The 24,901-nt window shown below is 32.5% G+C and carries 25 protein-coding genes; 15 read left to right on the top strand and 10 right to left on the bottom strand.

Annotated features, from left to right (window positions below):
* Positions 1 to 130: 130 nt before the first annotated feature.
* The gene (locus tag ACSVH2_RS05940; RefSeq protein ID WP_438092223.1) at positions 131 to 2,536 is read left to right on the top strand and encodes an alpha-ketoacid dehydrogenase subunit alpha/beta; all 2,406 of its coding nucleotides are present in this window, start codon (positions 131 to 133) and stop codon (positions 2,534 to 2,536) included.
* A 29-nt stretch (positions 2,537 to 2,565) separates the two neighbouring features.
* Positions 2,566 to 3,951 (top strand): hypothetical protein, encoded by a 1,386-nt coding sequence (locus ACSVH2_RS05935; protein WP_438092222.1) that lies wholly within the window; start codon positions 2,566 to 2,568, stop codon positions 3,949 to 3,951.
* A gap of 71 nt (positions 3,952 to 4,022) precedes the next feature.
* Here the strand turns inward: ACSVH2_RS05935 and ACSVH2_RS05930 are convergent, their stop codons facing one another.
* Positions 4,023 to 4,481, bottom strand: a complete 459-nt coding sequence (locus ACSVH2_RS05930) for a hypothetical protein (protein WP_438092221.1) — start codon at positions 4,479 to 4,481, stop codon at positions 4,023 to 4,025.
* Positions 4,482 to 4,710: 229 nt separating this feature from the next.
* On the opposite strand from ACSVH2_RS05930, the gene pepT reads away from it, so the two are divergent.
* Positions 4,711 to 5,985 carry a peptidase T gene (gene pepT / locus ACSVH2_RS05925; protein WP_438092220.1) on the top strand — a complete coding sequence of 425 codons (1,275 nt, stop codon included), beginning with the start codon at positions 4,711 to 4,713 and terminating at the stop codon, positions 5,983 to 5,985.
* Positions 5,986 to 6,066: 81 nt separating this feature from the next.
* On the opposite strand, the gene yajC is transcribed toward pepT, so the two are convergent.
* From yajC to ACSVH2_RS05905, 4 genes are all read right to left on the bottom strand, one after another.
* Positions 6,067 to 6,342 carry a preprotein translocase subunit YajC gene (gene yajC, locus ACSVH2_RS05920; protein ID WP_438092219.1) on the bottom strand — a complete coding sequence of 92 codons (276 nt, stop codon included), beginning with the start codon at positions 6,340 to 6,342 and terminating at the stop codon, positions 6,067 to 6,069.
* 9 nt (positions 6,343 to 6,351) lie between these two features.
* Positions 6,352 to 6,858, bottom strand: coding sequence for a DUF1573 domain-containing protein (locus tag ACSVH2_RS05915; protein WP_438092218.1), 507 nt, complete (start codon positions 6,856 to 6,858; stop codon positions 6,352 to 6,354).
* A gap of 12 nt (positions 6,859 to 6,870) precedes the next feature.
* On the bottom strand, positions 6,871 to 7,776 hold the full coding sequence (gene nusB / locus ACSVH2_RS05910) for a transcription antitermination factor NusB (protein ID WP_438092269.1): 906 nt from the start codon (positions 7,774 to 7,776) through the stop codon (positions 6,871 to 6,873).
* A 112-nt stretch (positions 7,777 to 7,888) separates the two neighbouring features.
* Positions 7,889 to 8,995 carry a Glu/Leu/Phe/Val family dehydrogenase gene (locus ACSVH2_RS05905; protein ID WP_438092217.1) on the bottom strand — a complete coding sequence of 369 codons (1,107 nt, stop codon included), beginning with the start codon at positions 8,993 to 8,995 and terminating at the stop codon, positions 7,889 to 7,891.
* A gap of 195 nt (positions 8,996 to 9,190) precedes the next feature.
* Between ACSVH2_RS05905 and ACSVH2_RS05900 the strand changes: the two genes are divergently transcribed.
* From ACSVH2_RS05900 to ACSVH2_RS05890, 3 genes are all read left to right on the top strand, one after another.
* Entirely contained in the window at positions 9,191 to 10,948 is a 1,758-nt protein-coding gene (locus ACSVH2_RS05900; RefSeq protein ID WP_438092216.1) for an ABC transporter ATP-binding protein, read from the top strand.
* A 71-nt stretch (positions 10,949 to 11,019) separates the two neighbouring features.
* Positions 11,020 to 11,400: a PUR family DNA/RNA-binding protein gene (locus ACSVH2_RS05895; RefSeq protein ID WP_438092268.1), complete on the top strand. Its 381-nt coding sequence runs from the start codon at positions 11,020 to 11,022 to the stop codon at positions 11,398 to 11,400.
* Between the two features lie 60 nt (positions 11,401 to 11,460).
* On the top strand, positions 11,461 to 11,697 hold the full coding sequence (locus ACSVH2_RS05890) for a hypothetical protein (RefSeq protein WP_438092215.1): 237 nt from the start codon (positions 11,461 to 11,463) through the stop codon (positions 11,695 to 11,697).
* On the opposite strand, the gene ACSVH2_RS05885 is transcribed toward ACSVH2_RS05890, so the two are convergent.
* Positions 11,694 to 12,044, bottom strand: coding sequence for a tRNA-binding protein (locus ACSVH2_RS05885; RefSeq protein ID WP_438092214.1), 351 nt, complete (start codon positions 12,042 to 12,044; stop codon positions 11,694 to 11,696). The two genes, ACSVH2_RS05890 and ACSVH2_RS05885, sit on opposite strands and share 4 nt — an antisense overlap.
* Before the next feature lie 132 nt (positions 12,045 to 12,176).
* Between ACSVH2_RS05885 and glgA the strand changes: the two genes are divergently transcribed.
* The 3 genes from glgA (at position 12,177) to ACSVH2_RS05870 (ending at position 15,178) form a co-directional block, all read left to right on the top strand.
* The gene (glgA, locus tag ACSVH2_RS05880; protein ID WP_438092213.1) at positions 12,177 to 13,403 is read left to right on the top strand and encodes a glycogen synthase; all 1,227 of its coding nucleotides are present in this window, start codon (positions 12,177 to 12,179) and stop codon (positions 13,401 to 13,403) included.
* Positions 13,404 to 13,541: 138 nt separating this feature from the next.
* Complete coding sequence (locus ACSVH2_RS05875; protein WP_438092212.1) at positions 13,542 to 13,778, top strand: hypothetical protein; 237 nt, start codon at positions 13,542 to 13,544, stop codon at positions 13,776 to 13,778.
* 125 nt (positions 13,779 to 13,903) lie between these two features.
* Positions 13,904 to 15,178 carry a glucose-1-phosphate adenylyltransferase gene (locus tag ACSVH2_RS05870; RefSeq protein WP_438092211.1) on the top strand — a complete coding sequence of 425 codons (1,275 nt, stop codon included), beginning with the start codon at positions 13,904 to 13,906 and terminating at the stop codon, positions 15,176 to 15,178.
* 82 nt (positions 15,179 to 15,260) lie between these two features.
* On the opposite strand, the gene ACSVH2_RS05865 is transcribed toward ACSVH2_RS05870, so the two are convergent.
* From ACSVH2_RS05865 to ACSVH2_RS05855, 3 genes are all read right to left on the bottom strand, one after another.
* The gene (locus ACSVH2_RS05865; RefSeq protein ID WP_438092210.1) at positions 15,261 to 15,782 is read right to left on the bottom strand and encodes a fasciclin domain-containing protein; all 522 of its coding nucleotides are present in this window, start codon (positions 15,780 to 15,782) and stop codon (positions 15,261 to 15,263) included.
* Between the two features lie 164 nt (positions 15,783 to 15,946).
* Positions 15,947 to 16,255, bottom strand: coding sequence for a hypothetical protein (locus tag ACSVH2_RS05860; protein WP_438092209.1), 309 nt, complete (start codon positions 16,253 to 16,255; stop codon positions 15,947 to 15,949).
* 86 nt (positions 16,256 to 16,341) lie between these two features.
* Positions 16,342 to 17,274, bottom strand: a complete 933-nt coding sequence (locus ACSVH2_RS05855; RefSeq protein WP_438092208.1) for a peptidylprolyl isomerase — start codon at positions 17,272 to 17,274, stop codon at positions 16,342 to 16,344.
* 91 nt (positions 17,275 to 17,365) lie between these two features.
* On the opposite strand from ACSVH2_RS05855, the gene ACSVH2_RS05850 reads away from it, so the two are divergent.
* From ACSVH2_RS05850 to ACSVH2_RS05835, 4 genes are all read left to right on the top strand, one after another.
* Entirely contained in the window at positions 17,366 to 18,163 is a 798-nt protein-coding gene (locus ACSVH2_RS05850) for a class I SAM-dependent methyltransferase (protein ID WP_438092207.1), read from the top strand.
* 16 nt (positions 18,164 to 18,179) lie between these two features.
* Positions 18,180 to 18,857: a tRNA (guanosine(37)-N1)-methyltransferase TrmD gene (gene trmD, locus ACSVH2_RS05845; RefSeq protein ID WP_438092206.1), complete on the top strand. Its 678-nt coding sequence runs from the start codon at positions 18,180 to 18,182 to the stop codon at positions 18,855 to 18,857.
* 171 nt (positions 18,858 to 19,028) lie between these two features.
* Entirely contained in the window at positions 19,029 to 19,379 is a 351-nt protein-coding gene (rplS, locus tag ACSVH2_RS05840; RefSeq protein WP_438092205.1) for a 50S ribosomal protein L19, read from the top strand.
* 224 nt (positions 19,380 to 19,603) lie between these two features.
* Entirely contained in the window at positions 19,604 to 20,827 is a 1,224-nt protein-coding gene (locus ACSVH2_RS05835; protein WP_438092204.1) for an NADP-dependent isocitrate dehydrogenase, read from the top strand.
* A gap of 52 nt (positions 20,828 to 20,879) precedes the next feature.
* Here the strand turns inward: ACSVH2_RS05835 and ACSVH2_RS05830 are convergent, their stop codons facing one another.
* A complete protein-coding gene (locus tag ACSVH2_RS05830; RefSeq protein WP_438092203.1) occupies positions 20,880 to 21,551 on the bottom strand; it encodes a hypothetical protein in 672 nt (223 codons plus the stop codon).
* A 140-nt stretch (positions 21,552 to 21,691) separates the two neighbouring features.
* Here ACSVH2_RS05830 and ACSVH2_RS05825 point away from each other — a divergent pair, with 140 nt between their 5' ends.
* Positions 21,692 to 24,058, top strand: a complete 2,367-nt coding sequence (locus ACSVH2_RS05825; RefSeq protein WP_438092202.1) for a TonB-dependent receptor — start codon at positions 21,692 to 21,694, stop codon at positions 24,056 to 24,058.
* Between the two features lie 5 nt (positions 24,059 to 24,063).
* Positions 24,064 to 24,888 (top strand): DUF4249 domain-containing protein, encoded by an 825-nt coding sequence (locus ACSVH2_RS05820; RefSeq protein ID WP_438092201.1) that lies wholly within the window; start codon positions 24,064 to 24,066, stop codon positions 24,886 to 24,888.
* Positions 24,889 to 24,901: the final 13 nt, after the last annotated feature.

Raw genomic sequence — 24,901 nt, 5'->3', positions numbered from 1 at the left:
TACATATTTGTTAGCCAAAACACTTTTTATCACCTTTAATTTACAGATAATTAAATTTTATTTTCTGTAAAGAATAGCAAAAGTTGCTACTTTTTATTTAAATTTGTTACTTCAAGATATCCTTTCAATTATGACCGAAGAGCAAACTAAAACCGAAATTTCGTTTGAAGATTTCAAAGCAGAAGTAGTAAACGATTATAAAATTGCTAAAATCAGCAGAGAATGTAGTTTATTGGGAAGAAAAGAAGTACTCACTGGAAAAGCTAAATTCGGAATTTTTGGCGATGGCAAAGAAGTACCTCAACTAGCTTTAGCCAAAGCTTTTCAAAATGGTGATTTTCGTTCGGGCTATTATCGCGATCAAACCTTCATGATGGCGATTGGTCAATTATCAATTCAACAGTTTTTTGCAGGATTGTATGGTCATACTGATTTAGCGCATGACCCAATGAGTGCTGGACGACAAATGGGCGGACACTTTGCCACTCATTCTCTAGATGAAAATGGAAATTGGAACAACTTGATGCAACAAAAAAATTCGAGTGCTGATATTTCTCCAACTGCTGGACAAATGCCACGTTTGCTGGGTTTAGCACAAGCATCAAAAATATACAGAAACGTTCGAGGATTGGACCATTTTACTAATTTTTCTAAAGAAGGAAATGAAGTAGCATGGGGAACTATTGGAAATGCTTCTACTTCTGAAGGATTGTTTTTTGAAACTATTAATGCTGCTGGAGTTTTGCAAGTACCAATGGTAATCAGTGTTTGGGATGACGAATATGGAATTTCAGTTCATGCCAAATACCAAACTACAAAAGAAAACATCTCTGAAATTTTGAAAGGATTTCAAAGAGATAATGAAAATAAAGGCTACGAAATTCTAAGAGTAAAAGGTTGGGATTATCCTGCTTTAGTGGAAACTTATGAAAAAGCTTCCGCCATTGCACGTGAAGAACATGTACCCGTTTTAATTCATGTACAAGAATTAACACAACCACAAGGTCATTCTACTTCGGGTTCACATGAACGCTATAAAAATGAAGAACGATTGGCTTGGGAAAGAGAATTTGACTGCTTGGCTCAAATGCGAACTTGGTTACTTGATAATAATATAGCTACAGTCGAAGAATTAGATGTCATTGATGAAAATGCCAAAAAAGAAGTTTTAGAAGGTAAAAAACTAGCTTGGAATGCTTTTGTTACTCCAATGAAAGAAGAGCAACAAGAATTGATTTCATTATTAAAAACTATTGCAGAAACCAGTGCCAATAAAGTTTTTATTGAAAAACAGACCAATGAATTAGCTGCCATAAAAGAACCTATTCGAAAAGAAATTTTATCCACAGCACGAAAAGTATTGCGATTAATAGTCAATGAAAGTGGAAAAAATCAATTAGCATCATGGATAACAGATTACACTAACAAAATCCAACCAAAATTCAGTTCGCACTTATTTTCTCAATCGGATGCAACTGTTTTAAAAAATACAGAAACACACGCCAGCTATGATGATTCAGTAGAAGAAGTAGATGCCCGTTTGATTTTAAGAGATAATTTTGATGCCATTTTTAGTAAATATCCAGAAGTAGTAATTTTTGGAGAAGATGCTGGAAACATTGGTGATGTCAACCAAGGTTTAGAAGGCATGCAAGAGAAATACGGCGAAATGCGTGTGGCTGATGCAGGAATTCGTGAGGCAACTATCTTGGGACAAGGAATTGGAATGGCCATGCGTGGTTTACGACCTATAGCCGAAATTCAATATTTAGATTATTTATTGTATGCTATTCAAATCATGAGCGATGATTTAGCAACACTACAATACAGAACACAAGGCAGACAAAAAGCACCTTTGATAATTCGTACTCGTGGCCACAGACTAGAAGGCATTTGGCATTCGGGTTCACCAATGGGAATGATAATCAATGCTATTCGTGGCATTCATGTTTTAGTGCCAAGAAACATGACTAAAGCAGCTGGATTTTACAACACATTATTAGAAACTGACGAACCTGCATTGATTATTGAATGTTTGAACGGCTATCGTTTAAAAGAAAAAATGCCAACCAATTTAGGCGAATTCAAAACTCCGATTGGCGTTGTGGAAACAATAAAACAAGGAACCGATATTACCATTGTTTCCTATGGATCAACCATTCGTGTTGTGGAACAAGCTGCCAAAGAATTAATGGAAGTTGGTATTGATTGTGAAATTATTGATGCGCAATCTTTATTACCTTTTGATATCCATCAAGATTGTGTAAAAAGTATTATTAAAACCAATCGATTATTAGTGGTTGATGAAGACGTTCCTGGTGGTGCCAGTGCATATCTTTTGCAACAAATCATAGACGAGCAAAACGGATATCAATACCTTGACAGCCAACCACAAACTTTGGCATCCAAACCACATCGTCCTGCTTATGGAACAGATGGCGATTATTTCTCCAAACCATCAGTAGAAGATGTTTTTGAAAAAGTATACGCGATTATGTATGAAGCCAAACCTACTCAATATCCAAGTTTATACTAAAATTAAATGCTTTGATTAAAATCATCAATATGCAATTCAAGAAACTTTTTTTTTACATTATTGGTGCTTTTACTCTACTTATTCCAGCGTTTTATAATGGCTATCCTTTAGTTTATTCGGATACGGGTTCGTATATTATCAATGGAATGGAATTGACTATCCCAAAAGATAGACCGATAATGTATGGCCTTTTCGTCCATTTATTTAGTTTTAATTTTTCGTTGTGGCTCGTTATTTTCGCGCAATCCTTTATCGTTTTTTATGTCCTTTGGCATATTGCTACACTAGCTGTAAACACAATTTCCAAAAGATTTTTCATCATTTCGATGGCATTATTTTCTTGGTTCACTGGATTAGGTTGGTACACTAGTCAACTCATGCCCGACATTTTTACAATGGTAACCCTTTGTCTTATCGTGTTATTACTGTTCAGGAAAAAGTACAATTGGTATCAAAATATAGTATTCTCGGTATTATTAATCTTTTCAATCAATACGCACTTCTCAAATTATCTTATTGCCCTAGCAACAATCGCCATACTATTCGGAATAACCAGAAGTACTATTTTTCCAAATGCTAAAAAAGAAGTTTCGTTTCGACTCCCTATTCTAGTAGCTATACTTGGGATTTTTATTGGTTCGATAACCAATTTTAGTATTGGAAACACCTTTAAAGTAAGCCAAAATAGTCATGTCTTTTTGATGGGAAAAATGATCGACAGCGGCGTTTTAAAATCTTTTTTGGATGACAACTGTGCCACAAAAAAATATGAATTATGCGACTGTAAAGACTCTTTGCCCGAAACAAGCCGAATGCTACTTTGGGATAGTAAAAGTCCGTTACAAAAGAAAGGCGATTGGAAAGACTCAGAAGCCAGTTATAATCAAATTCTACTAGACATAGCCACCAGTCCAAAACACTTATCGCTATTTCTATTCAATGCTTCTTGTTCTTCAATAACACAACTTTTTCAAAACGAAGTGGGTTCTGGAATAGTTTCCAATTGGTACAATGACCCAACAAGTCCACCATATCAAGTAATTTCAAAATATTTTCCTTTTGAATTAAATCAATACAAACAATCCAGACAAAACACCAACTTATGGGAGCAAAATTTAGACTTAACGCTCATCAATTTCATTACTTTTTTTCTGCTAATTATTGCTGCTATTACAATCCTAACTGTGTTTATCTTAAGTAAAAAAAGACATCAATATACTACCGAAACACAAATTATAATTTCCACCCTACTCATAGGAATTATAATTAACGCCATAGTAACTGCATCGCTGGCTAACATTTATGACAGATTGCAAGCTAGAGTAAGTTGGGCTTTGATTTTTTGTCTTTTCCTATTGTTGGCACATTATAAAACTCGAATAGTAAATAAGATAAAAGTTTTTTTAAATAAATAAAAAGACTATATCAAAAATAAAAAAATAAGGAGCCAATTGGCTCCTTATTTTTTATATGAATAGATGATTGATTATTTTTTTGTAACATAAATGTTTATTCCAAAGTCACAAGCCATACAATGTCCATAATCATCTTTCTCAACTCCTTTTTCCTTTTTACATCCTTGAGCAATAAATTTTGCTAAAACAGATTTTTCAGGTTTTAATGTTTCTTTTATTTCATCACCAAATTGAGATTTTACTAATTTATCAAAGTAAGAAGATTTCATTTTAAATTCAAGTTTTAAAGCAGAAGTATTCTTTACTTCGAGCTCATAATGACAACCAATCCCTTTTCTGTCTGCTAAAGCAATTCTGTAATCGAAAGTTGCAGAAGTCCCATCATCAAAATTCACACTAGAAGTCTTCCATTCTGTAAACTCACCCATTTTTCCATCTATAGAGGGTTTTAATTCAGAAACAACTTGTGCATTGATACTCATAAAATTGGAAATGATAATAAATAGTGCTGATTTTTTTAATAAACTCATAGTTGTAAATTTTTGGTTAGTTAAACAAACTTATTTAAAAAAAATAAAAAATACAAAAATATTTTTCGTAATAACTTATAATACAACAACATAATTTAGTGAGATTAAAATCCTTGTTAAAATTTAAAATCAATAGTTGACTTTTTAAACAACTAAAATTAAGAACTTACAATCCATAAAGTTTATCATATAATTCATAAATTAATTATCTTTGAAAAAACGAAAAACTATGCAACACATCATCGACCGCTTTATAAGCTATGTCACTATTGATACCGAATCGGATCCCAATTCTGAAACCACACCAAGCACCAAAAAACAATTTGATTTAGCAAAAAAATTAGTGACTGAACTCAAAGCCATTGGCATGAAAGAGGTTACTATGGATAAGCATGGTTATGTTATGGCAACCTTGCCGTCAAATGTGGAGCATCATGTACCCACTATCGGTTTTGTATCACACTTTGATACTACACCCGATTTTACAGGAAAAGATGTAAAACCACAAGTCATTCCTAATTATGATGGAGGCGATATTATCTTGAACGAGGAACATAATATCGTTTTATCGCCAAGTTATTTCAAAGATTTATTGCAATACAAAGGACAAACCTTAATTACAACAAACGGTTTAACACTTCTTGGTGCTGATGACAAAGCGGGCATTACCGAAATCATGACGGCCATGGAATTTCTTATTCAAAATCCTGAAATCAAACACGGAAAAATTAGAGTTTGTTTCACACCTGATGAAGAAATAGGTCGTGGTGCGGACTTATTTGATGTAGAAAAATTTGGTGCCGAATGGGCATACACCATGGACGGAAGTCAGATAGGCGAATTGGAATATGAAAACTTTAATGCGGCTGGAGTAAAAATTACTTTCAAAGGAAAATCTGTTCATCCTGGTTATGCCAAAGGAAAAATGATCAACTCCATGTTAATTGCTACCGATTTCATCAACGAATTACCAAAAGGCGAAACACCACAAGAAACGAAAGGTTACGAAGGTTTTTTCCATGTAACGCAATTGCAAGGCAGTATTGAAGAGACCAAATTGGAATTAATCATTCGTGACCACGACATGAAAAAATTCACCAAAAGAAAAGAGTTGATTCATAAAATCACTAAGAAATTCAATAAAGAATATAAAAAACAATTTGGTGAAGATATTGTAATTACGGAAATCAAAGACCAATATTACAACATGAAAGAGAAAGTAGTACCAGTAATGTTTATTGTAGATTTAGCCGAAAAAGCAATGAAATCCTTAGGAATAAAACCTTTGATAAAACCTATTCGTGGTGGTACAGATGGTTGTAGATTATCTTATATGGGATTACCATGTCCTAATATTTTTGCTGGAGGACACAACTTCCATGGGAAATATGAATACGTTCCCGTAGAAAGCATGCAAAAAGCAGTAGATGTTATTGTGAAAATAGCACAACTAACGGCAACAACTGATTTTACCAAAAAAGCAAAGGATAAAAAGAAAAAATAATACGATTAGAAAAAATACAAAAATTCCAAATTCCGATTGTATAATTGGAATTTGGAATTTATTTTTTTGAATTTATAAAACCTAAGCTTTCTTATTCATTGCTGCTGTCAACTCTAAAGAAATAGCAGAACGCTCTATTTTCAACTTTCCTGACATGGTTTCAATAACGGCAGCTGTTTCTGTAAGCTCTGCTATTTTTCCGTGGAAACCACTTTTGGTGATGATTTTATCGCCTACTTTTAGCGCTGATTCAAATTCTTTTTCTTGTTTGATTTTCTTTTGTTGTGGTCTAATCATAAAGAAATAGATAACCACAAACATTAATAAAAACGGTAAAAATTGACCTAATTGTCCCATAATAATTATTTATTTAGTTTTTTGCGAAGGTTCGATATTCGCTTTGATTAGTATAATTTTCTTTCCTTCCTTGATATTACAAGTAAGCGTTACTGATTTTGAATTCAACCCTATTTTTCCAGTCGAGTCAAAAGACACTTTTATTATCCCGTCTTCACCTGGTTTAATGGGTGTTTTAGGATAGTCAGGAACGGTACAACCACAAGAACCTTTGGCATCTGTAATTATTAAATCTGCTTCTCCAGTATTTTTAAATTTAAAATCATAACTCACTTTATCACCTTGTGTAATAGTCCCAAAATCGTGTTCGATAGTTTCAAAAGTGAATACAGGATATTTTCCATCAGCAGGTGGAGGAGTCGGTGCTTCTTCTAACGATACTGCCGGCGTTTGTGTTGCTTCTGGTGCTACAACATTTTCATCAATTTGCCCTGCTACAGGACTTACAGCTTCCTTTTTACACGAAGTCGTTAAAACAAATAGTGTTGAAACATATAGTAAAATTATTTTTTTCATATTCTTTTGAAATTACATCAAACCTCTTCCGGTTTTTAAAATTTTATTTTGAGTTTGAAATTCCTTGACTAAATTATCTAAAATTCCGTTGATAAAAATACTGCTTTTTGGGGTAGAATATTCTTTAGCAATTTCTAAGTATTCATTTATAGTCACTTTTACAGGAATTGAAGGGAATTTTAAAAATTCGCAAATGGCCATTTTTAAAATAATGGTGTCTATTTCTGCTATTCGCTCTGCATCCCAATTGGGTGTTTTATCAATATATTCTTTGGCTAAATCTAATTCATTTAAAACAGTTTTTCTGAATAACAAACTCACAAACTCTTTATCTTCCTCGTCTTTATAGAGCTTTGAAACCTTAAATTCTGATTTTTCAGAAATTTGAGTTAACTGTTTTAAAATTTGAGTATTTACTAACGGAATATCATCAATCCAAGTGAGTTTATCATCTTCTAGATATTCGTAAAGCTTTTCATTTGGCGCAATTAACTCCGTAAACATGTCAATAACAAATCGTTTATCTTCCTCAAAAGAAGAAGTTTTGCTACTCATATAGTTTTGGTATAAATCACTTTTCTTCACTTCACTGAGTAAAATCAAAATATAGTCATCATTCATAGACCAATTGTTGATTTTTCTTTTCTCCAAAGCAGCATTCAATGAATTATTTTCCTCTAATAGTAGAAGAACTGCATTGTTTACAAATTTCTTATTTGGATTTTTTTCTTCAGGTGTGGCTAAATGTTTTTTACTGGAAGCTTCTAAAAAAACAATTTCTTTTTTTCTGATTTCGGTTAAAGAAGTTAACATTATCAGGTACAAATCATTGATGTTATCAATACTTTGACGTAAAAATTTTTCTTCCTTTTCAATATCGTCAGAACTTTTTTGATGCATGGCATAAATGGATTGCATCACTTTCACTCGAATATGTCTTCTGTTTAACACCTTGTAAGAACTTTTTAAAATTAACAGAGCGAAAGAAACCTTTCGCTCTGCAAAAATAGTACTATTTTAAAATCTACTATTATTTATTTGCGTTTTCTTTTTTTCGTTGGTCAATTCTATTTTGAGCAATTTGCATAGCGGCAAACTGTGTAGTCATATTATTAACATCTGCAAAATGGAAAATCTCTAAAGTAGTATTATAAATATTTTCTGTTCTTCTCATGGCTTCTGCTTTATCATATTTTGCAATTTCGCCATATACATTAATAATTCCACCAGCGTTTATCAAGAAATCAGGAGCATAAGCAATACCTCTTTCTTTTAAAATTTGACCATGAATAGCTTCAACCGCTAATTGATTGTTGGCAGCACCAGCAATAACTTTAGCATTTATTCTGTAAACAGTATCGTCATTTATGGTTGCACCCAATGCACATGGTGAATAAATATCAACATCTGCACTGTACAAATCACTTCCCATGAAAATTTTAGCGCCATACTTTGCCACCATATTTTCCATTTTGTCTTGATGAATATCAGATACAAAAACTATAGCACCTTCTTTTGTCAAATAGCTAATAAGTGTTTCACCTACATGACCTGTTCCTTGTACTAGTACTTTTTTACCGGCTAAATTATCTGTACCAAATTGGTATTTAGCGGCAGCTTTCATCCCCATATAAACGCCATAAGCTGTTACAGGCGAAGGATTTCCAGATCCACCTATTGTCTCAGAAATTCCAGTAACAAAATTGGTTACTTCATGAATTCTATCCATGTCTTCAGTAGTTGTTCCTACATCTTCGGCAGTAATATATTTTCCGCTTAGTGAGTTTACATATTCACCAAATTTAGTAATCATCTCTGGTGTTTTATCCACTTTAGAATCGCCAATGATAACCGCTTTTCCACCACCAAGGTTTAACCCTGTAATGGCTGATTTATAAGTCATTCCGCGAGACAAACGCAAAACATCGTTTAATGCTTCCCATTCGTTTGCATATTTCCACATTCTAGTGCCACCAAGTGCTGGTCCCATTACAGTATTATGAATACCAATAATTGCTTTTAATCCTGTATCTTTGTCGTTACAAAAAACAATTTGTTCGTGGTTATCAAAAGAGATTTGACCAAAAACTGGATCCATTTTTTTTAATTCAGCGGGTGTGATAATTTCTGAAGTCATATTTGAATACTATTGATTAAGACTTTTTCAAAAAGTCAACACAAAAATATAACTAAATTCAATTAATCGCACAAAACCCAAATAAAATTAGCAAATTGTTAATAAAATTGATTTATATCGAGAATAGCATAATTTAATAATAATCAATAATTTTAACATAAAACAAGTATTTAAGCCCAATTCTGATAATAAAACATGAAAGAACTTCAGTATTTAAATAAATATTTCATCAAATATAAATTCCATTTTTTACTAGGGATTTTCATCACTATTGTAGCACAAATCTTTTCGCTTTTCACTCCAAAACTAGTGAGTAAGTCTTTTCAAGTGATTGAAAATTTTCACAAAAACGATTTGAGTAGCGATGTCATCAAAACCGAACTCATTCATAATATATTTTGGATAGTTGGCACCACATTGATTGCGGGAATTTTAACGTTCTTGATGCGCCAAACCTTAATTGTAATGTCACGTCACGTGGAGTTTGATTTAAAAAATGAAGTGTTTCAACATTATGAAGTTTTAGACCAAAACTTTTACAAACGAAATAGAACAGGTGATTTAATGAACAGAATCAGTGAAGATGTGGGCAAAGTCCGCATGTATGTTGGTCCAGCTGTCATGTATACTATCAACACATTCATTCGCTTTACGGTGGTAATCATTTACATGTATAATGTTTCGCCGCTGCTGACACTTTATACCATATTACCGTTACCTATTTTGTCTTTTATCATTTTCAAATTGAGTAAAGAAATCAATATCCGGAGTACCATTTTTCAACAATATTTATCTAAAGTTTCTAGTTTTACTCAAGAGATTTTTTCAGGTATCAGAGTGGTTAAAGCTTATGCGCTAGAAAAACAATTTCAGAACAATATTGTTGATTTAGCACAAGAAAGCAAAACCAAAAGCATGAGTTTGGCTAAAGTGCAATCACTTTTTGGTCCTTTAATGATAGCGCTTATTGGTGTGAGTAACTTAGTGGTGATTTATTTTGGTGGATTGATGTACATCGATGGTACCATAAAAAGTATTGGAACTATTGCAGAGTTTATTTTATATGTCAATATGTTAACTTGGCCTGTGGCATCTATCGGCTGGGTTTCCTCGTTGGTTCAAGAAGCAGAAGCTTCACAAAAACGCATTAATGAATTCCTGAAAATTGAACCCGAAATCAAAAATAAAGCTACAGAGAACTCCATTATTCATGGCGAGATAGAATTCAAAAACGTAAGTTTTACTTATGAAGATACCGAAATCACCGCATTAAAAAACATTTCTTTTAAGGTAAAAAAAGGAGAAACTTTGGCTATTCTCGGCAAAACTGGCGCAGGAAAATCAAGTATTTTATCCTTAATAACACGTTTATATGACATCAAAGAAGGAAGCATCACTATAGATGGAAAAAAGATAGACGAAGTTAATTTAAACGATTTGCGCAACAGCATTGGAATTGTGCCTCAAGACGCTTTCCTTTTCTCTGACACTATTAAGAATAACATCAAATTTGGTAAAGAAAACGCCACCGATGAAGAGGTATTTAATGCTGCAAAAAAAGCAGTTGTTCATAATAACATTGTTCATTTCAAAAACAAATACGAAACTATTCTAGGCGAAAGAGGTATAACACTTTCTGGTGGACAAAAACAACGAGTTTCTATTGCGAGAGCGATTATAAAAAATCCTCAAATATTATTGTTTGACGACTGTCTATCGGCAGTTGATACCGATACCGAAGAACAAATTCTGAATAACTTACTCGAAATTTCGAAAGACAAAACCACCATAATTGTTAGTCACAGAGTTTCCTCAGCAAAAAATGCAGACAAAATTATCATTATTGAAGAAGGACAAATCATACAAGAAGGTTCTCATAATCAATTAGTAAACCAAAAAGGGTATTATGCTGAGTTGTATTTGAAACAACTTTCGGAAAAAGAATTAAATTAATTGTTGTTTCGTAACAAAAAAATTATCATTTTTGAACTGTATAGAAACACTAATTATTGACCGAAAGAATTATGAGAGAAAATGATATGTTAGAAAAAGATGAGATTTTTTCTAAAGTTTTAAGAGCCGGAAGAAGAACCTATTTCTTTGATGTGAGAGCTACCAAAGCTGACGATTATTACATTACTATTACCGAAAGTAAAAAATTCACCGAAGAAGATGGTTCATTTCATTTCAAAAAACATAAAATCTATTTATACAAAGAAGATTTTGCGGCTTTCACTGAAATTTTAGGCGAAATGACTGCTTATGTTTTAAACCACAAAGGAGAAGAAGTAATTTCGGAAAGACACCAAAAAGATTTCAAAAAAGAATATCCTTCTGAAACAGAAAATCTAGAACCTTCTAAAATTGATAAAAGTTTTACTGATATTGATTTTGACGATATTTAATTCAAAAAACAAAGCCCAACATTAATTTTTTTTGGGCTTTTTTTAAATTAACCAACTTCTATGCAAAAATTAGCGAACTTTATAAAGTCATTCACCGACTTTGTTGACAAACACGGAATTGTTTTCCATAGTTTGAGTTTAGTGTTTTGGGTTTGGATTTTAAACTTAAACATCAATAATCCTGACAGAGACAAGTTGCTGGGATTGAAAATTTCTTTTTACATCACTATCGTTTTTATTGTATTGTCAATCTTCAATTTAATTATGAGTGTGATAAAAAAATTTAAAAAATCTTAACCAATCCGCAATCCATTTTCAACTTTAAAATCCGAAGTCAACAATACAATATCTTCATCATTTACGGAACCCAACACCAAACATTCGCTCTTAAAATTGCCAATTTGTTTCTTTGGAAAATTGACAACAGCAATGATTTGTTTTCCTAATAAACTTTCTTTTGTGTACCGTTTAGTGATTTGTGCCGAAGATTTTTTTATACCCATTTCATTACCAAAATCAATGGTTAATTGAAATGCAGATTTTCTTGCTTCAGGGAAATCATTCGCTTCGATGATTGTTCCCACTCGCATTTCAACTTTCTCAAAATCTTCCCATTTCAACGGTTCTTTGGGCATTTTTTCCATTTAATTTGTGATTTTAATTCAAAAATAAAGAAACAAATACTAATGTATAGTTATTATATAGGTTTAAATAAGAATTTTAAGAATAATATTTTATACTTTTAAGATGTAGAAATCATACAACTAAAATATTATATGAAAATAGCTCTTTTTACCAATGAATTTCCTCCAAATATATACGGTGGTGCAGGCGTTCACATTGATTTTCTTAGCCAAGAATTAAAAAAATTAGCTAAAGTGGAAGTGCGTTGTTTTGGTAATCAAATGGAAGAAACGGCCCAACTAAATGTACTTGGGATTCAACCTTCTTTGAACAAGATGGAAGATGCCACAAATCCACACATCAAAATGTTTCAAAATTTAAGTCGCAATGTGGAAATGTCACAAAACACTTTAGAAGCTGATGTCATTCATTGCCATACTTGGTATACGCATTTGGCTGGAATATTTACGAGAGAGTTGTTGCAGTCGCCATTAATATTAACTACACACAGTTTAGAAACACATCGTCCATGGAAAGTGGAACAACTTGGTAACGGCTATTTTCTATCAAGATGGATTGAAAACCATGCTTATAATACTGCCGATGGAATTATAGCTGTGAGTGAACAAATGAAAACCGATGTGATTGAAGCTTATGGCGTTGCTCCAGAAAAAGTAACTGTTATACATAATGGTATTGATCCTGAGTTTTACAAACCTACTTTTGATACTGATTTGTTGCTAGAATTAGGAATTAATCCAACTATTCCTTTTGTGCTTTTCGTAGGCAGAATTACACGCCAAAAAGGAATTTCACAACTGATTTCGGCTGCGAAATATTTCAACAAAAATTGTCAAATTGTACTTTGTGCTGGTGCGCCAGATACACCAGAAATAGCCAAAGAAACCGAAGAATTAATTGCTGAATTAACATCGCAACGCGATGGTGTAATTTTAATTTCAGAAATGCTTCCACGAGAAAAAATAAAAGTTTTATATAGTCATGCTCGTGTTTTTGCATGTCCATCACTTTATGAACCTTTTGGCATAATTAATCTCGAAGCGATGTCTTGTGAAACACCCGTTGTAGGAAGTGCTGTTGGAGGCATTCCCGAAATTATAGTAGAAGGCGAAACTGGGTATTTGATTCCGTTAGAAAGTGTTTCTCGAACCGATTTCAACCCAAAATATCCTGAAGCTTTTCAGAAAGATTTCGCAGCTAAAATAAATGTATTACTATATGATGAAATACTAGCTACAAAAATGGGAAAAGCAGGAAGAGAAAAAGTTTTAGAAAAATTTAGCTGGGAATCAATTGCCAGAACTACATTCAACTATTATTCAGAAGTTATTGCTAATTTTGAAAAAGAAAAAGCGTGATATTAGGAATTAATGATTAAATATTAGAAATTTATAATTGGAGATTACAAATTTATATTTGAAGATAACAAATTTATATTTGAATACTACAAATTTATAATTGGAGATTACAAATTTATGTTTGAAGATTACAAATTTATGTTTGAATACTACAAATTTATAATTGGAGATTACAAATTTATGTTTGAAGATTACAAATTTATCTTTGAAGATTACAAATTTATCTTTGAAGATTACAAATTGATAACTGAAGATTACAAATTTATGTTTGAAGATTACAATTTTATGTTTGAAGATTACAAATTTATCTTTGAAGATTACAAATTGATAACTGAAGATTTCCGATTCAAGACAGACGAATGCAACCCGACTTGAACGGAGCTCTTTTTATCTTTTCTTTTTTTGAAAAGATAAAAAAGCGGGAGTGGAAGGCGGAATAGTTGCCCAAAAAAAAATAATAGTAATTGAGGAGTTTTTGTATTCCTTAAAACGATAAAAAAATGATAAACAAAAGCACATTAGCCATTATTCTTGGTGGCGGACAAGGTTCCAGATTAGCACCACTGACAGAGAGTCGTTCAAAACCAGCCGTTCCAATAGCTGGAAAATACAGATTAGTGGATATTCCAATTTCCAATTGTATCAATTCTGATATAAAAAGAATGTTTGTATTGACACAATTCAATTCGGCTTCATTGAATCAACACATCAAAAACACGTATCACTTTAGTCATTTTAGCACTGCCTTTGTGGATATTTTGGCTGCTGAACAAACACCCAATAATGTCACTTGGTTTCAAGGAACTGCTGACGCAGTAAGACAATGTATGCATCATTTTATGAACCATGAATTTGATTATGCCTTGATTTTATCGGGTGATCAATTATATCAAATGGATTTCAACGAAATGATCAAAGCACATCATGATAGTGGTGCTGCTATTTCTATAGCCACTTTACCTGTCAATGCTAAAGAAGCTCCTGAATTTGGAATTCTGAAAACAGATTCTGAAAATTTTATTACTTCTTTTATTGAAAAACCAAACGTTAGTCTGTTACCAGAATGGACTTCTGAAGTAAGCGATGAATCAAAAGCGGAAGGTAAACTTTACTTGGCTTCAATGGGAATTTATATTTTCAATAGAGAATTGTTGGTAGAATTAATGAAAAATCCAGACACCAAAGATTTTGGAAAAGAAATTATTCCTCAAGCTATCGGGAAGCATAAAATATTGAGTTACCAATATGAAGGATATTGGACAGACATTGGAAATATCGACTCGTTTTTTGAAGCTAATTTGGGATTGACAGATGATATTCCAAAGTTCAATTTGTTTGATAATTCGAGTAAAATTTATACTCGTGCAAGGGTTTTGCCACCATCAAAAATAACTGGCGCATCTACCATTGATAAGTCTATTGTGGCTGAGGGTTGTATTATAAATGGTGTAACCGTAGAACATTCTGTAGTCGGAATAAGAAGCAGAATTGGATATGGTTCCACAATTATCGACTCTTATTTAATGGGTAACGATTATTATCAAAACATTGATGAAATAAGAAACAACAATATTCATGGAATTATAAACATTGGTATTGGTGAGCGATGCTTTATAAGTAATACTATTGTAGATAAAAATTGTAGAATTGGAAATGATGTTCGTCTCAATGGAGGAAAACATTTGGAAGATACCAATACTGAATTGTATACTATTCGAGATGGTATAATAGTGGTAAAAAAAGGAGCTGTTTTACCTAATGGTTTTACGGTTTAAAATAGCATTTTAATAAAATAAAAAAACTCGTATCGTTTTAATACGATACGAGTTTTTTAATTTTGAATGCTAATTATTCAAATTAAGATTTTGGTAAAACTACAGTGTCTATAACGTGAATTACACCATTTGAAGATGTAATATCAACAGCAGTGATAGTTGATTTGTTACCTTTTTCATCTGTTAAAATTACATTTTTTCCGGAAAGTGATGCTACTAATTTTCCACCTTGTACAGTAGTTAAAGTAACGCTTCCTTTTCCTTTTGTAATAGCTTCAACTACCGCTTTGCTATCAAGATTTCCAGCAACAACATGGTAAGTTAAAACAGCTTGTAAAGTAGCTTTGTTCTCTGGCTTTAATAAAGTTTCAACTGTTCCTTTTGGTAATTTTGCAAATGCTTCGTTAGTTGGTGCGAAAACAGTAAACGGACCTTTACTTGACAATACATCCACTAATTCAGCCGCTTTAACAGCTGCTACTAATGTTGTGTGATCTTTAGATCCAACAGCATTTTCAACAATTGTTTTTGTTCCTTGTGCTTGTGCACTAAAACTTCCTAAAGTTGCTACTAACGCAACTGCTAATACTTTAATTGATTTCATAATTTTTTTATTTGTTTAATTATTTTGTTAAATACTTAAACAAACTTACGAGATTAAATTATAGACAAATTAAGTTTAACAAATATTTGTAAACTGTTTGAAAAAAGAAATTGAAATAAAAAAGAATAATTTCTATAAAACACAAGGCGATTTATGGAGAACTTTTACTGCATTACTATATAATTATAAACATATTCTCTTTCTTTATCTGATAACCCAGCCTCTTTTTGCATTCGCAATAATATTGGTTTCCAATTTTCAGGTGAGTGTTCTTTTACTTTTGGCAAAGCGTGGCAGTTACCACATTTATTGGTATATAATGTTTCCCCTTGAGCTATCATGTCAGCCATACTTATTTCACTTGAAACTGCTGAAGTTACTTCAATTTCAGTTTTATTTTCCGTTACTACTTTTTTAGACTTACACGATACAAGAATAAAAATAACTAATGCTGAGAGAATTGTTTTTTTCATAAAATTTAATTTTGATAAAAGTAAATGTAAAAAAAAATCCCAACAGTAACCTGTTGGGATTGTATCCTAATCAAAAATTAAGTTAACTATTTTACATCCATCAATTCTACATCAAAAATTAAAGTAGCATCGGGTGGAATTACACCGCCAGCACCACTGGAACCATATCCTAAATAAGACGGAATAACAAATCTTGCTTTATCACCCACTTTTAATAACGCGATTCCTTCGTCCCAACCTTCAATCACTTGACCTTGACCTAATTTAAATTCGATAGGTTTTTTACGTGGATATGAGCTATCAAAAACTTTTCCGTTATCCAATGAACCTTGGTAGTGAACAGAAACTGTTTTCCCTTTTTCAGCTTGCTTTCCGTTTCCTTTTTGAATGAATTGATAACGCAAACCGCTATCGGTTTTATCAAATCCAGCAGCTAATTTTTCCATAGCGGCTTCAGCTTGTTTTTTGGCTTCTTCAATTCTTTTTTGTCTCGAACCTTCAAAAGTTCTGAAAGACTCAATAGCATTCCATTTTTGAGCTTCCTCACCTACTCTGATAATTTCAAGACTTTCAATAATATCGCCTTGTGCCACTTCATTGACTATGTCTTGACCTTCGACTACATGACCAAAAACAGTATGTTTGTCATCCAACCAAGTTGTGGGTACATGAGTAATAAAAAACTGCGAACCATTACTTCCTGGACCAGCATTTGCCATTGACAAAACGCCTGGTTTATCATGTCTTAAATCAACATGAAATTCATCATCAAAATTATATCCTGGACCACCTGTTCCAATTCCTTGTGGGCAACCACCTTGTATCATAAAATCAGGAATTACTCTGTGGAATTTTAATCCATCATAATAGGGTTTTCCCATTGGTTTTGCCGAATTTTCTAATTGACCTTCTGCCAATCCTACAAAGTTCCCAACTGTTCCTGGTGTTAAATCGTGTGTTAATTTTACTAAAATCGTACCTTTTGTGGTGTTGAATTTAGCATATATTCCGTTTTCCATTTTTTGAGTTTTTAAATCTGGTGCAAATTTACAAAATTTAAATTGTTCCTATTTACATAAAAACTACATTTGAAATATTAAATTTTAAATTATGGAAAATCAAGATTATATCAACATAAATAAGCAAACTTGGAACAATAAAACAGATATCCATATAGAGTCTGAGTTTTATGATAACAAAAGTTTTTTGGAAGGTAAGTCAACTTTAAATGCCATTGAACTTTTGCTTTTGGGTGATGTAAAAGATAAAAAAATACTACATCTTCAATGTCATTTTGGGCAAGACACGATGACATTTTCTAGAATGGGTGCAAAAGCTACCGGAATAGATTTATCAGACAAAGCTATAGAAAGAGCAAAAGCGTTTTCGGAAAAACTAAATCTTGATACCACTTTTATTTGCTGTGATATTTATGATACGCCAAAACATCTTGACGAAAAATTTGACATTGTTTTTACAAGTTACGGAACTGTTGGTTGGTTACCTGATTTAACAAAATGGGCAAATGTAGTTTCTCATTTTTTAAAACCCAAAGGTAAATTTATAATGGCCGATTTTCATCCCGTTGTTTGGATGTATGACAACGATTTTAAGGAAGTGTTTTATAGTTATTTTAATATTGAACCAATTATTGAGAATGAAGAAGGAACGTATGCTGATAAAATTGCTCAAATTTCTGAACAAACAATTGGTTGGAATCATCCTATTTCTGAAATTTTGAATTCTTTAATTAATGATGGGTTAGAGATAAATTGTTTTAATGAATACGAATATTCTCCATATAATTGCTTTAATCAAACCGAAGAATTTGAAAAAGGAAAATTTAGAATAAAACATTTAGGCAATAAAATTCCAATGGTGTTTTCCATCGAAGCTACAAAAAAATAATATTTATCTTTGCCCAATGCGAATAGATATTATCACCATATTACCTGAATTGATGCGAAGTCCTTTTGAAGCGTCTATCATGAAACGCGCTATCGAAAAAGGATTGGTGGAAGTGCATTTTCATAATTTGAGAGATTACACTACCAACAAGCAAAAAAGTGTTGACGACTACCCATTTGGTGGTGGCGCTGGAATGGTGATGAATATTCAACCCATTGATGATTGTATTGCACATTTAAAAAGTCAGCGACACTACGACGAAATCATCTACATGTCTCCCGACGGCGAAACCTTGAACCAAAAAATGGCAAATTCCATGTCGATGTTAGAAAATGTTATCATTCTTTGTGGTCACTATAAAGGAGTTGATCAACGTGTTCGAGATCATTTAATAACAAAAGAAATTTCCATTGGCGATTATGTGCTTTCTGGAGGAGAAATTGGTGCAATCGTTTTTTGCGATGCCATTATTAGACTAATTCCAGGTGTTTTGAGTGATGAAACTTCAGCATTAACAGATAGTTTTCAAGATGGATTACTCTCAGGTCCTATATATACTCGTCCTGCTGATTATAAAGGGTGGAAAGTTCCTGAGGTTTTGACGAGTGGTCACTTTGCAAAAATTGACAAATGGCGCGAAGACATGGCGTATGAACATACAAAGAATAGAAGGCCTGATTTATTAAACGAATAGTTTAATATGTCTCATTGTGGTTTAAATTGTTTAAGCAAATAACAACTTTAAACTTTTTCTAAACTTTTAAACTTTTTCTAAACTTTTTTATTTAAATTTGCACCCACATTTGATTAACCTCTGGCGAAAACCGTGAATGTTATTCAGATTTAAACCATAATAATTATAAAAATGGCAAATTTAGTAGATTTCGTAAATAACGAATTATCAACAAAAAAAGATTTCCCTGCATTCGGAGCTGGTGATACTATCACTGTGTTCTACGAAATTAAAGAGGGTGAAAAAACTAGAACTCAGTTTTTCAAAGGAGTTGTTATTCAAAGAAAAGGTTCAGGAATAACTGAAACTTTTACAATTCGTAAAATGTCTGGTGCTGTTGGAGTAGAGCGTATCTTCCCAGTAAACATGCCAGCTTTGCAAAAAGTAGAAGTAAACCAAAGAGGTAAAGTTCGTAGAGCACGTATTTACTACTTCAGAGAACTTACTGGTAAAAAAGCAAAAATTAAAGAAAGAAGAAGATAATTCTTCACTTTCTAAGAATAAAAATTGTCCTCTCGTTGAAATAAAAACGAGAGGACTTTTTTTATGACAAAAAATAAGACTTATAATTATGATATTCCTATTTATAAAACCTTAAAATAATAATTTCATAATTCAATCGATTTCGTTGAAGTAAAAAAAGGAATTTCTATCATATTAATTATATTTGCTTCCGCTAAAATTATTATTAAACAAACAACAACAATATGGCTAAAATTAAAGTAGCTAATCCAGTAGTAGAATTGGATGGCGATGAAATGACACGAATTATTTGGAGCTTCATTAAAGAACAATTAATTCTTCCTTACCTTGATTTGGATATCAAATATTATGATTTAGGAATTGAAAGTAGAGAAGCTACAAAAGATCAAATTACTATTGACTCAGCTGAAGCTATAAAAAAATACAATGTGGGTATCAAATGTGCTACCATCACTCCTGACGAAGAGCGTGTAAAAGAATTCAACCTTTCTAAAATGTGGAAATCACCAAATGGAACCATCCGTAATATCGTTGGAGGAACTGTTTTTCGTGAACCAATTATTATGAGTAATGTACCTCGTTATGTTCAAGGTTGGACAAAACCAATCGTTATTGGACGTCACGCTTTTGGAGACCAGTACAAAGCAACCGATACTGTTATAAAAGGAAAAGGAAAACTGACGATGAGTTTTACCAATGAATCTGGAGAAACTAAAACTTGGGACGTTTATGATTTTGAAGGTGATGGCGTTGCTATGGCAATGTACAATACTGACGAAAGTATTTATGGTTTTGCCCATTCTTCTTTCCAAATGGCATTAACAAAAAAGTGGCCGTTATATCTTTCAACAAAAAATACCATCTTAAAAGCCTATGATGGTCGTTTCAAAGACATCTTTGAAGAAGTATATCAAACTACTTACAAATCAGATTTTGAAGCAAACGGAATGATATACGAACACCGACTTATTGATGATATGGTAGCTTCGTGCATGAAATGGAATGGTGGATTTGTTTGGGCTTGTAAAAACTATGATGGCGATGTACAATCGGATACTGTTGCACAAGGATTTGGTTCACTTGGACTAATGACTTCTGTACTGGTAACTCCTGATGGCAAAACAGTGGAAGCAGAAGCAGCACACGGAACCGTTACACGTCACTACAGAGAACACCAAAAAGGAAGAGCTACTTCTACTAATCCGATTGCATCTATCTTTGCATGGACAAGGGGTTTAGAACACAGAGGAAAACTAGACGGAAATCAGGCGTTAATTGATTTTTGTTTGACATTAGAACAAGTTTGTATCGAAACAGTAGAAAGTGGAAAAATGACTAAAGACTTGGCTATGTTAGTAAAACCTGAAGGATTAACTAGTGCTGATTATTTAACTACTGAAGGATTTTTGGCAGCTATTAAAGAAAATTTGGATACCAAATTAGGATAACATACTATTCAAATTATACATACAAAAGCGTCCCGAAATTCGGGACGCTTTTTTATTGCTTTTGTAATTCTCCATCCGTTTTAAGAATAATCATCTTCGCTTTTACACCGGTAGTTAAATTCCATTTGTTAGTGGTTATCATTCCCTTCTTTTCATCGTAAATAACAAACTGAGCTGTATTTGGACCTGATTCTCCTTGATTTAATGCCTCTATTTCAATTTTATTAAAACCCTCGTTTAAGTCTAAAAAAACTTCTTTAAATTCTACTTCTAGTAAAATGGCATTAACAACAATTTTATCATTGAGCCAAATTCTCACCACATCGCCGTCTGGAGCTTCGTGGTCTCGACAGGCGATACTGATAATCTTTGTACCTGTTTTAAACTCACCAAGAAAACTATCACTTTTAAATTTTTCTAGAATTTGCCCATCATTTTTATTCATTTTATCCGTATAAATTTTGGAAGGATCGGCAAAACTTTCCTTTTCCATTATACTAGGTTCATCTTCTGGTTTTTTGTTGATTAAAGAAACGCCTCCTAATAATTTATCTTTTTTATCAAAAATACTTGGATATTTTATTTCTCTGGATGAAGTAGGTGATATTTGCCCAGAACTATTAGAAATAGGAGCGATTTTGAGAGTCTTTTTTGGCATTTCAAACTGAGAATAACCAGAAAAAGAGATTAATAAAAAGACAAAAAATGGTATTAAAAATTTCATTTTTTTAATTTAAAACGTTGTAAAAGTATTTAAAATCATTCAATAAAATCTTTACAATTAACCAAAGCTTAACAATTTATCATACAAGTTAATACGATATTTGCACGCAAATGTTTAAACCAATAAAAATCAATACTTAAATGCCAAAAAAAATAACGCTTTTATTATTTCTTTTACTTTCTTTATATTCCTTTTCGCAAGAGAAAGTTACCCTTAGTGGTACTATTTCTGATATTAAAAATAACGAAACACTTATTGGTGTCAATCTTTTTATTCCAGAAATTAAAGCTGGAGTAGTCACTAATGAATATGGGTTTTATTCAATAACTATACCAAAAGGAAATTATACCATTCAAATCACTTATGTAGGTTATGAAACTTTAGTTGAAACTATAGTTCTAAACAATACAACAAAAAAGAATTTTTCATTACTGGAAACAGGTGAACAACTAGATGAAGTAATTATCACTGAAAAAACAGCAACTAACACGAGAAAAGCTGAAATGAGTGTGAACAAACTTAGCATAAGTACTATCAAAAAAATACCTGTAGTACTTGGCGAAGTTGACATTATTAGAGCACTTTTAACGTTGCCTGGAGTAACAAATGCGGGCGAAGGACAATCTGGCTTTAATGTTCGTGGTGGTGGTGCAGATCAAAATCTTATTTTGCTAGACGAAGCTACAATTTTCAATTCCTCTCACGTTTTTGGCTTTTTCTCGGTATTCAATCCTGATGCTATTAAAGATTTAAAGTTGTACAAAGGAGGTATTCCAGCTCGTTATGGCGGAAGAGTTTCTTCAGTGTTGGATGTATATCAAAAGGAAGGAAATAGTAACGACTTTCACATGAGTGGAGGAATAGGAATTGTATCGAGTAGATTACTGGCCGAAGGACCAATAGTGAAAGACAAAGGTTCATTTTTATTGGCTGGACGAGCATCTTATGTGCATTTATTTTTAAAATTAAGTAACAATAAAAATGCAGCTTATTTTTATGATTTGAATACCAAATTGAATTATAAATTCAATGAAAACAATAATGTATATCTCTCAGGATATTTTGGTAGAGATGTTTTTAGTTTGAACGACACTTTTGTAAATATCTATGGGAACGCCACACTGAACTTGCGTTGGAATCATTTATTTTCTGACAAACTATTCTCCAATCTTTCTACCATTTATAGCGATTATTACTATGGTCTTGATTTAGATTTTGTTGGTTTCCAATGGAATTCTGGTATTAAAAATTATAATTTAAAATATGATTTCAAACACTACATATCCAATAATGTGAAATTGAATTATGGTGTAAGTGGTATTTATTATGACTTTAACCCAGGAACGATTGAACCTTCTAATGCTACATCTGCTATAAATTTTAAACAATTAGATAAAAAGTATGCTTTTGAACCTTCTATCTACATTGATGCTGAACAAAAAATAACCAAAGATTTATCGCTCTCCTATGGTTTGAGATATAGTTTGTTTTATCGTTTGGGAAGTTCAAATGTTGATTTCTACGAAAACAACCAAGCAGTCGTGTTTAATCAGGAACTACAGATATATGAAAAAGGAACTCCTATCCGCACTGAATATTACGGAACTAATGAAGTTATAAAAAGTTACGATAATCTCGAACCTCGTTTTGCATTAGCCTATCAATTGAACGAAAACCAATCGGTGAAGGCAAGCTATAATCGCATGACACAATACTTACAATTGATTTCTAATACTGCATCTCCAACGCCTCTTGACATTTGGACAGCAAGTGACAACTACATTCGACCTCAAATTTTAGATCAAGTAGCTTTGGGGTTTTTCAAAAACTTTAACGAGGATAACTATTCATTAGAAATCGAAACTTTTTATAAGAAGATAAAAAACCGTATTGATTACATTGACGGTGCTGATTTAATTGCCAACGAAGCCATTGAACAAGTAATATTAAATGGTGAAATGCGTGCCTATGGATTAGAACTTTTATTACGCAAAAACATAGGAAAATTAAATGGTTGGATTGCTTATACTTTGTCAAGGTCAGAGCAACGAACACCTGGAAGAAACGCTTCTGAAACAGGTATAAATCAAGGACAATGGTATAGTTCTGCTTATGATAAATTGCATAATTTGTCTATTACAAGTTCTTATAACTACAGTAAAAAATGGACATTTGGCGCTAATTTTGTTTTACAAAGTGGCCAACCGGTAACGTATCCTAACGGACAATATGAATATCAAGGTATTCTTATTCCGAGCTATGGTTTACGAAACGCCGACAGACTTCCTGCCTATCACCATTTAGATATTTCTGCAACCCTTGTTCCTAAACAAGACAAGAAAAAGAAATGGCAAGGCGAATGGGTTTTTAGTATCTACAATCTTTATTCCAGAAAAAATGCTGCTTCCATTTCTTTTGGTCAAAATGAAACCACCGGTGCCAACGAAGCTACACGTTTATCCATTTTTGGTATTGTTCCAGGAATTACTTATAACTTTAAATTTTAAATACGATGAAACTATATAAAATCACCCTATTATTGCTATTAACTATCTTCGCTTCGAGTTGTGAAGACGTCATTACTGTTGACCTTAACACTTCAGCACCAAGATTGGTGATTGATGCCTCTATTCAATGGCAAAAAGGGACTTCGGGCAACGAACAAAAAGTAAAATTAACAACCACTACGGGTTTTTATGATACTAACATTCCCACTGTTTCTGGTGCTATTGTATTTGTAACTAATAGTGATAATGTAACTTTTAATTTTATTGAAGAAGAGCCAAATTCGGGTATTTACCTTTGTCATAATTTTGTTCCCGAAATTGATAAAAATTACAATTTAACCGTTATTCTCAATGGAGAAACCTACACTGCTAACGAAACCTTGATGAGCGTTGCTCCCATCACGTCCATTGAGCAAAATGATGAAGGTGGTTTTACAGGCGATGAAATAGAAGTTAAAGCATTTTTTAATGACCCACCAAGTGTTATTAATTATTATATGTTTACATTTAAATCTAGTATTGCAGCCGTTCCAGAATATGACCTATTTGACGATAGTTTTACACAAGGAAATGAAAATTTTGGATTATACATTAATGAAGATATAGACACTAATGACAATTTAGAAATTACTATTAATGGTGTTTCACGAAGATATTATGAATACATGAAAAAAATTGTATCGATACGAGGTGGAAATACCGGTAGTCCATTTTCAACACCGCCAGCAACTGTTCGAGGAAATATTGTCAATCAATCAAATGCAGATAATTATGCCTTAGGTTATTTCAATCTATCTGAAACCGATTATAGAAATTACGTAATTCAATAGATTAGAGATTTAA

It is taken from the genome of Flavobacterium sp. RSB2_4_14 (assembly GCF_051547085.1).
Classification (GTDB): domain Bacteria; phylum Bacteroidota; class Bacteroidia; order Flavobacteriales; family Flavobacteriaceae; genus Flavobacterium.
Note: the sequence above shows the minus strand (reverse complement) of the source record. Positions and strands in the feature narration are given on the sequence as shown.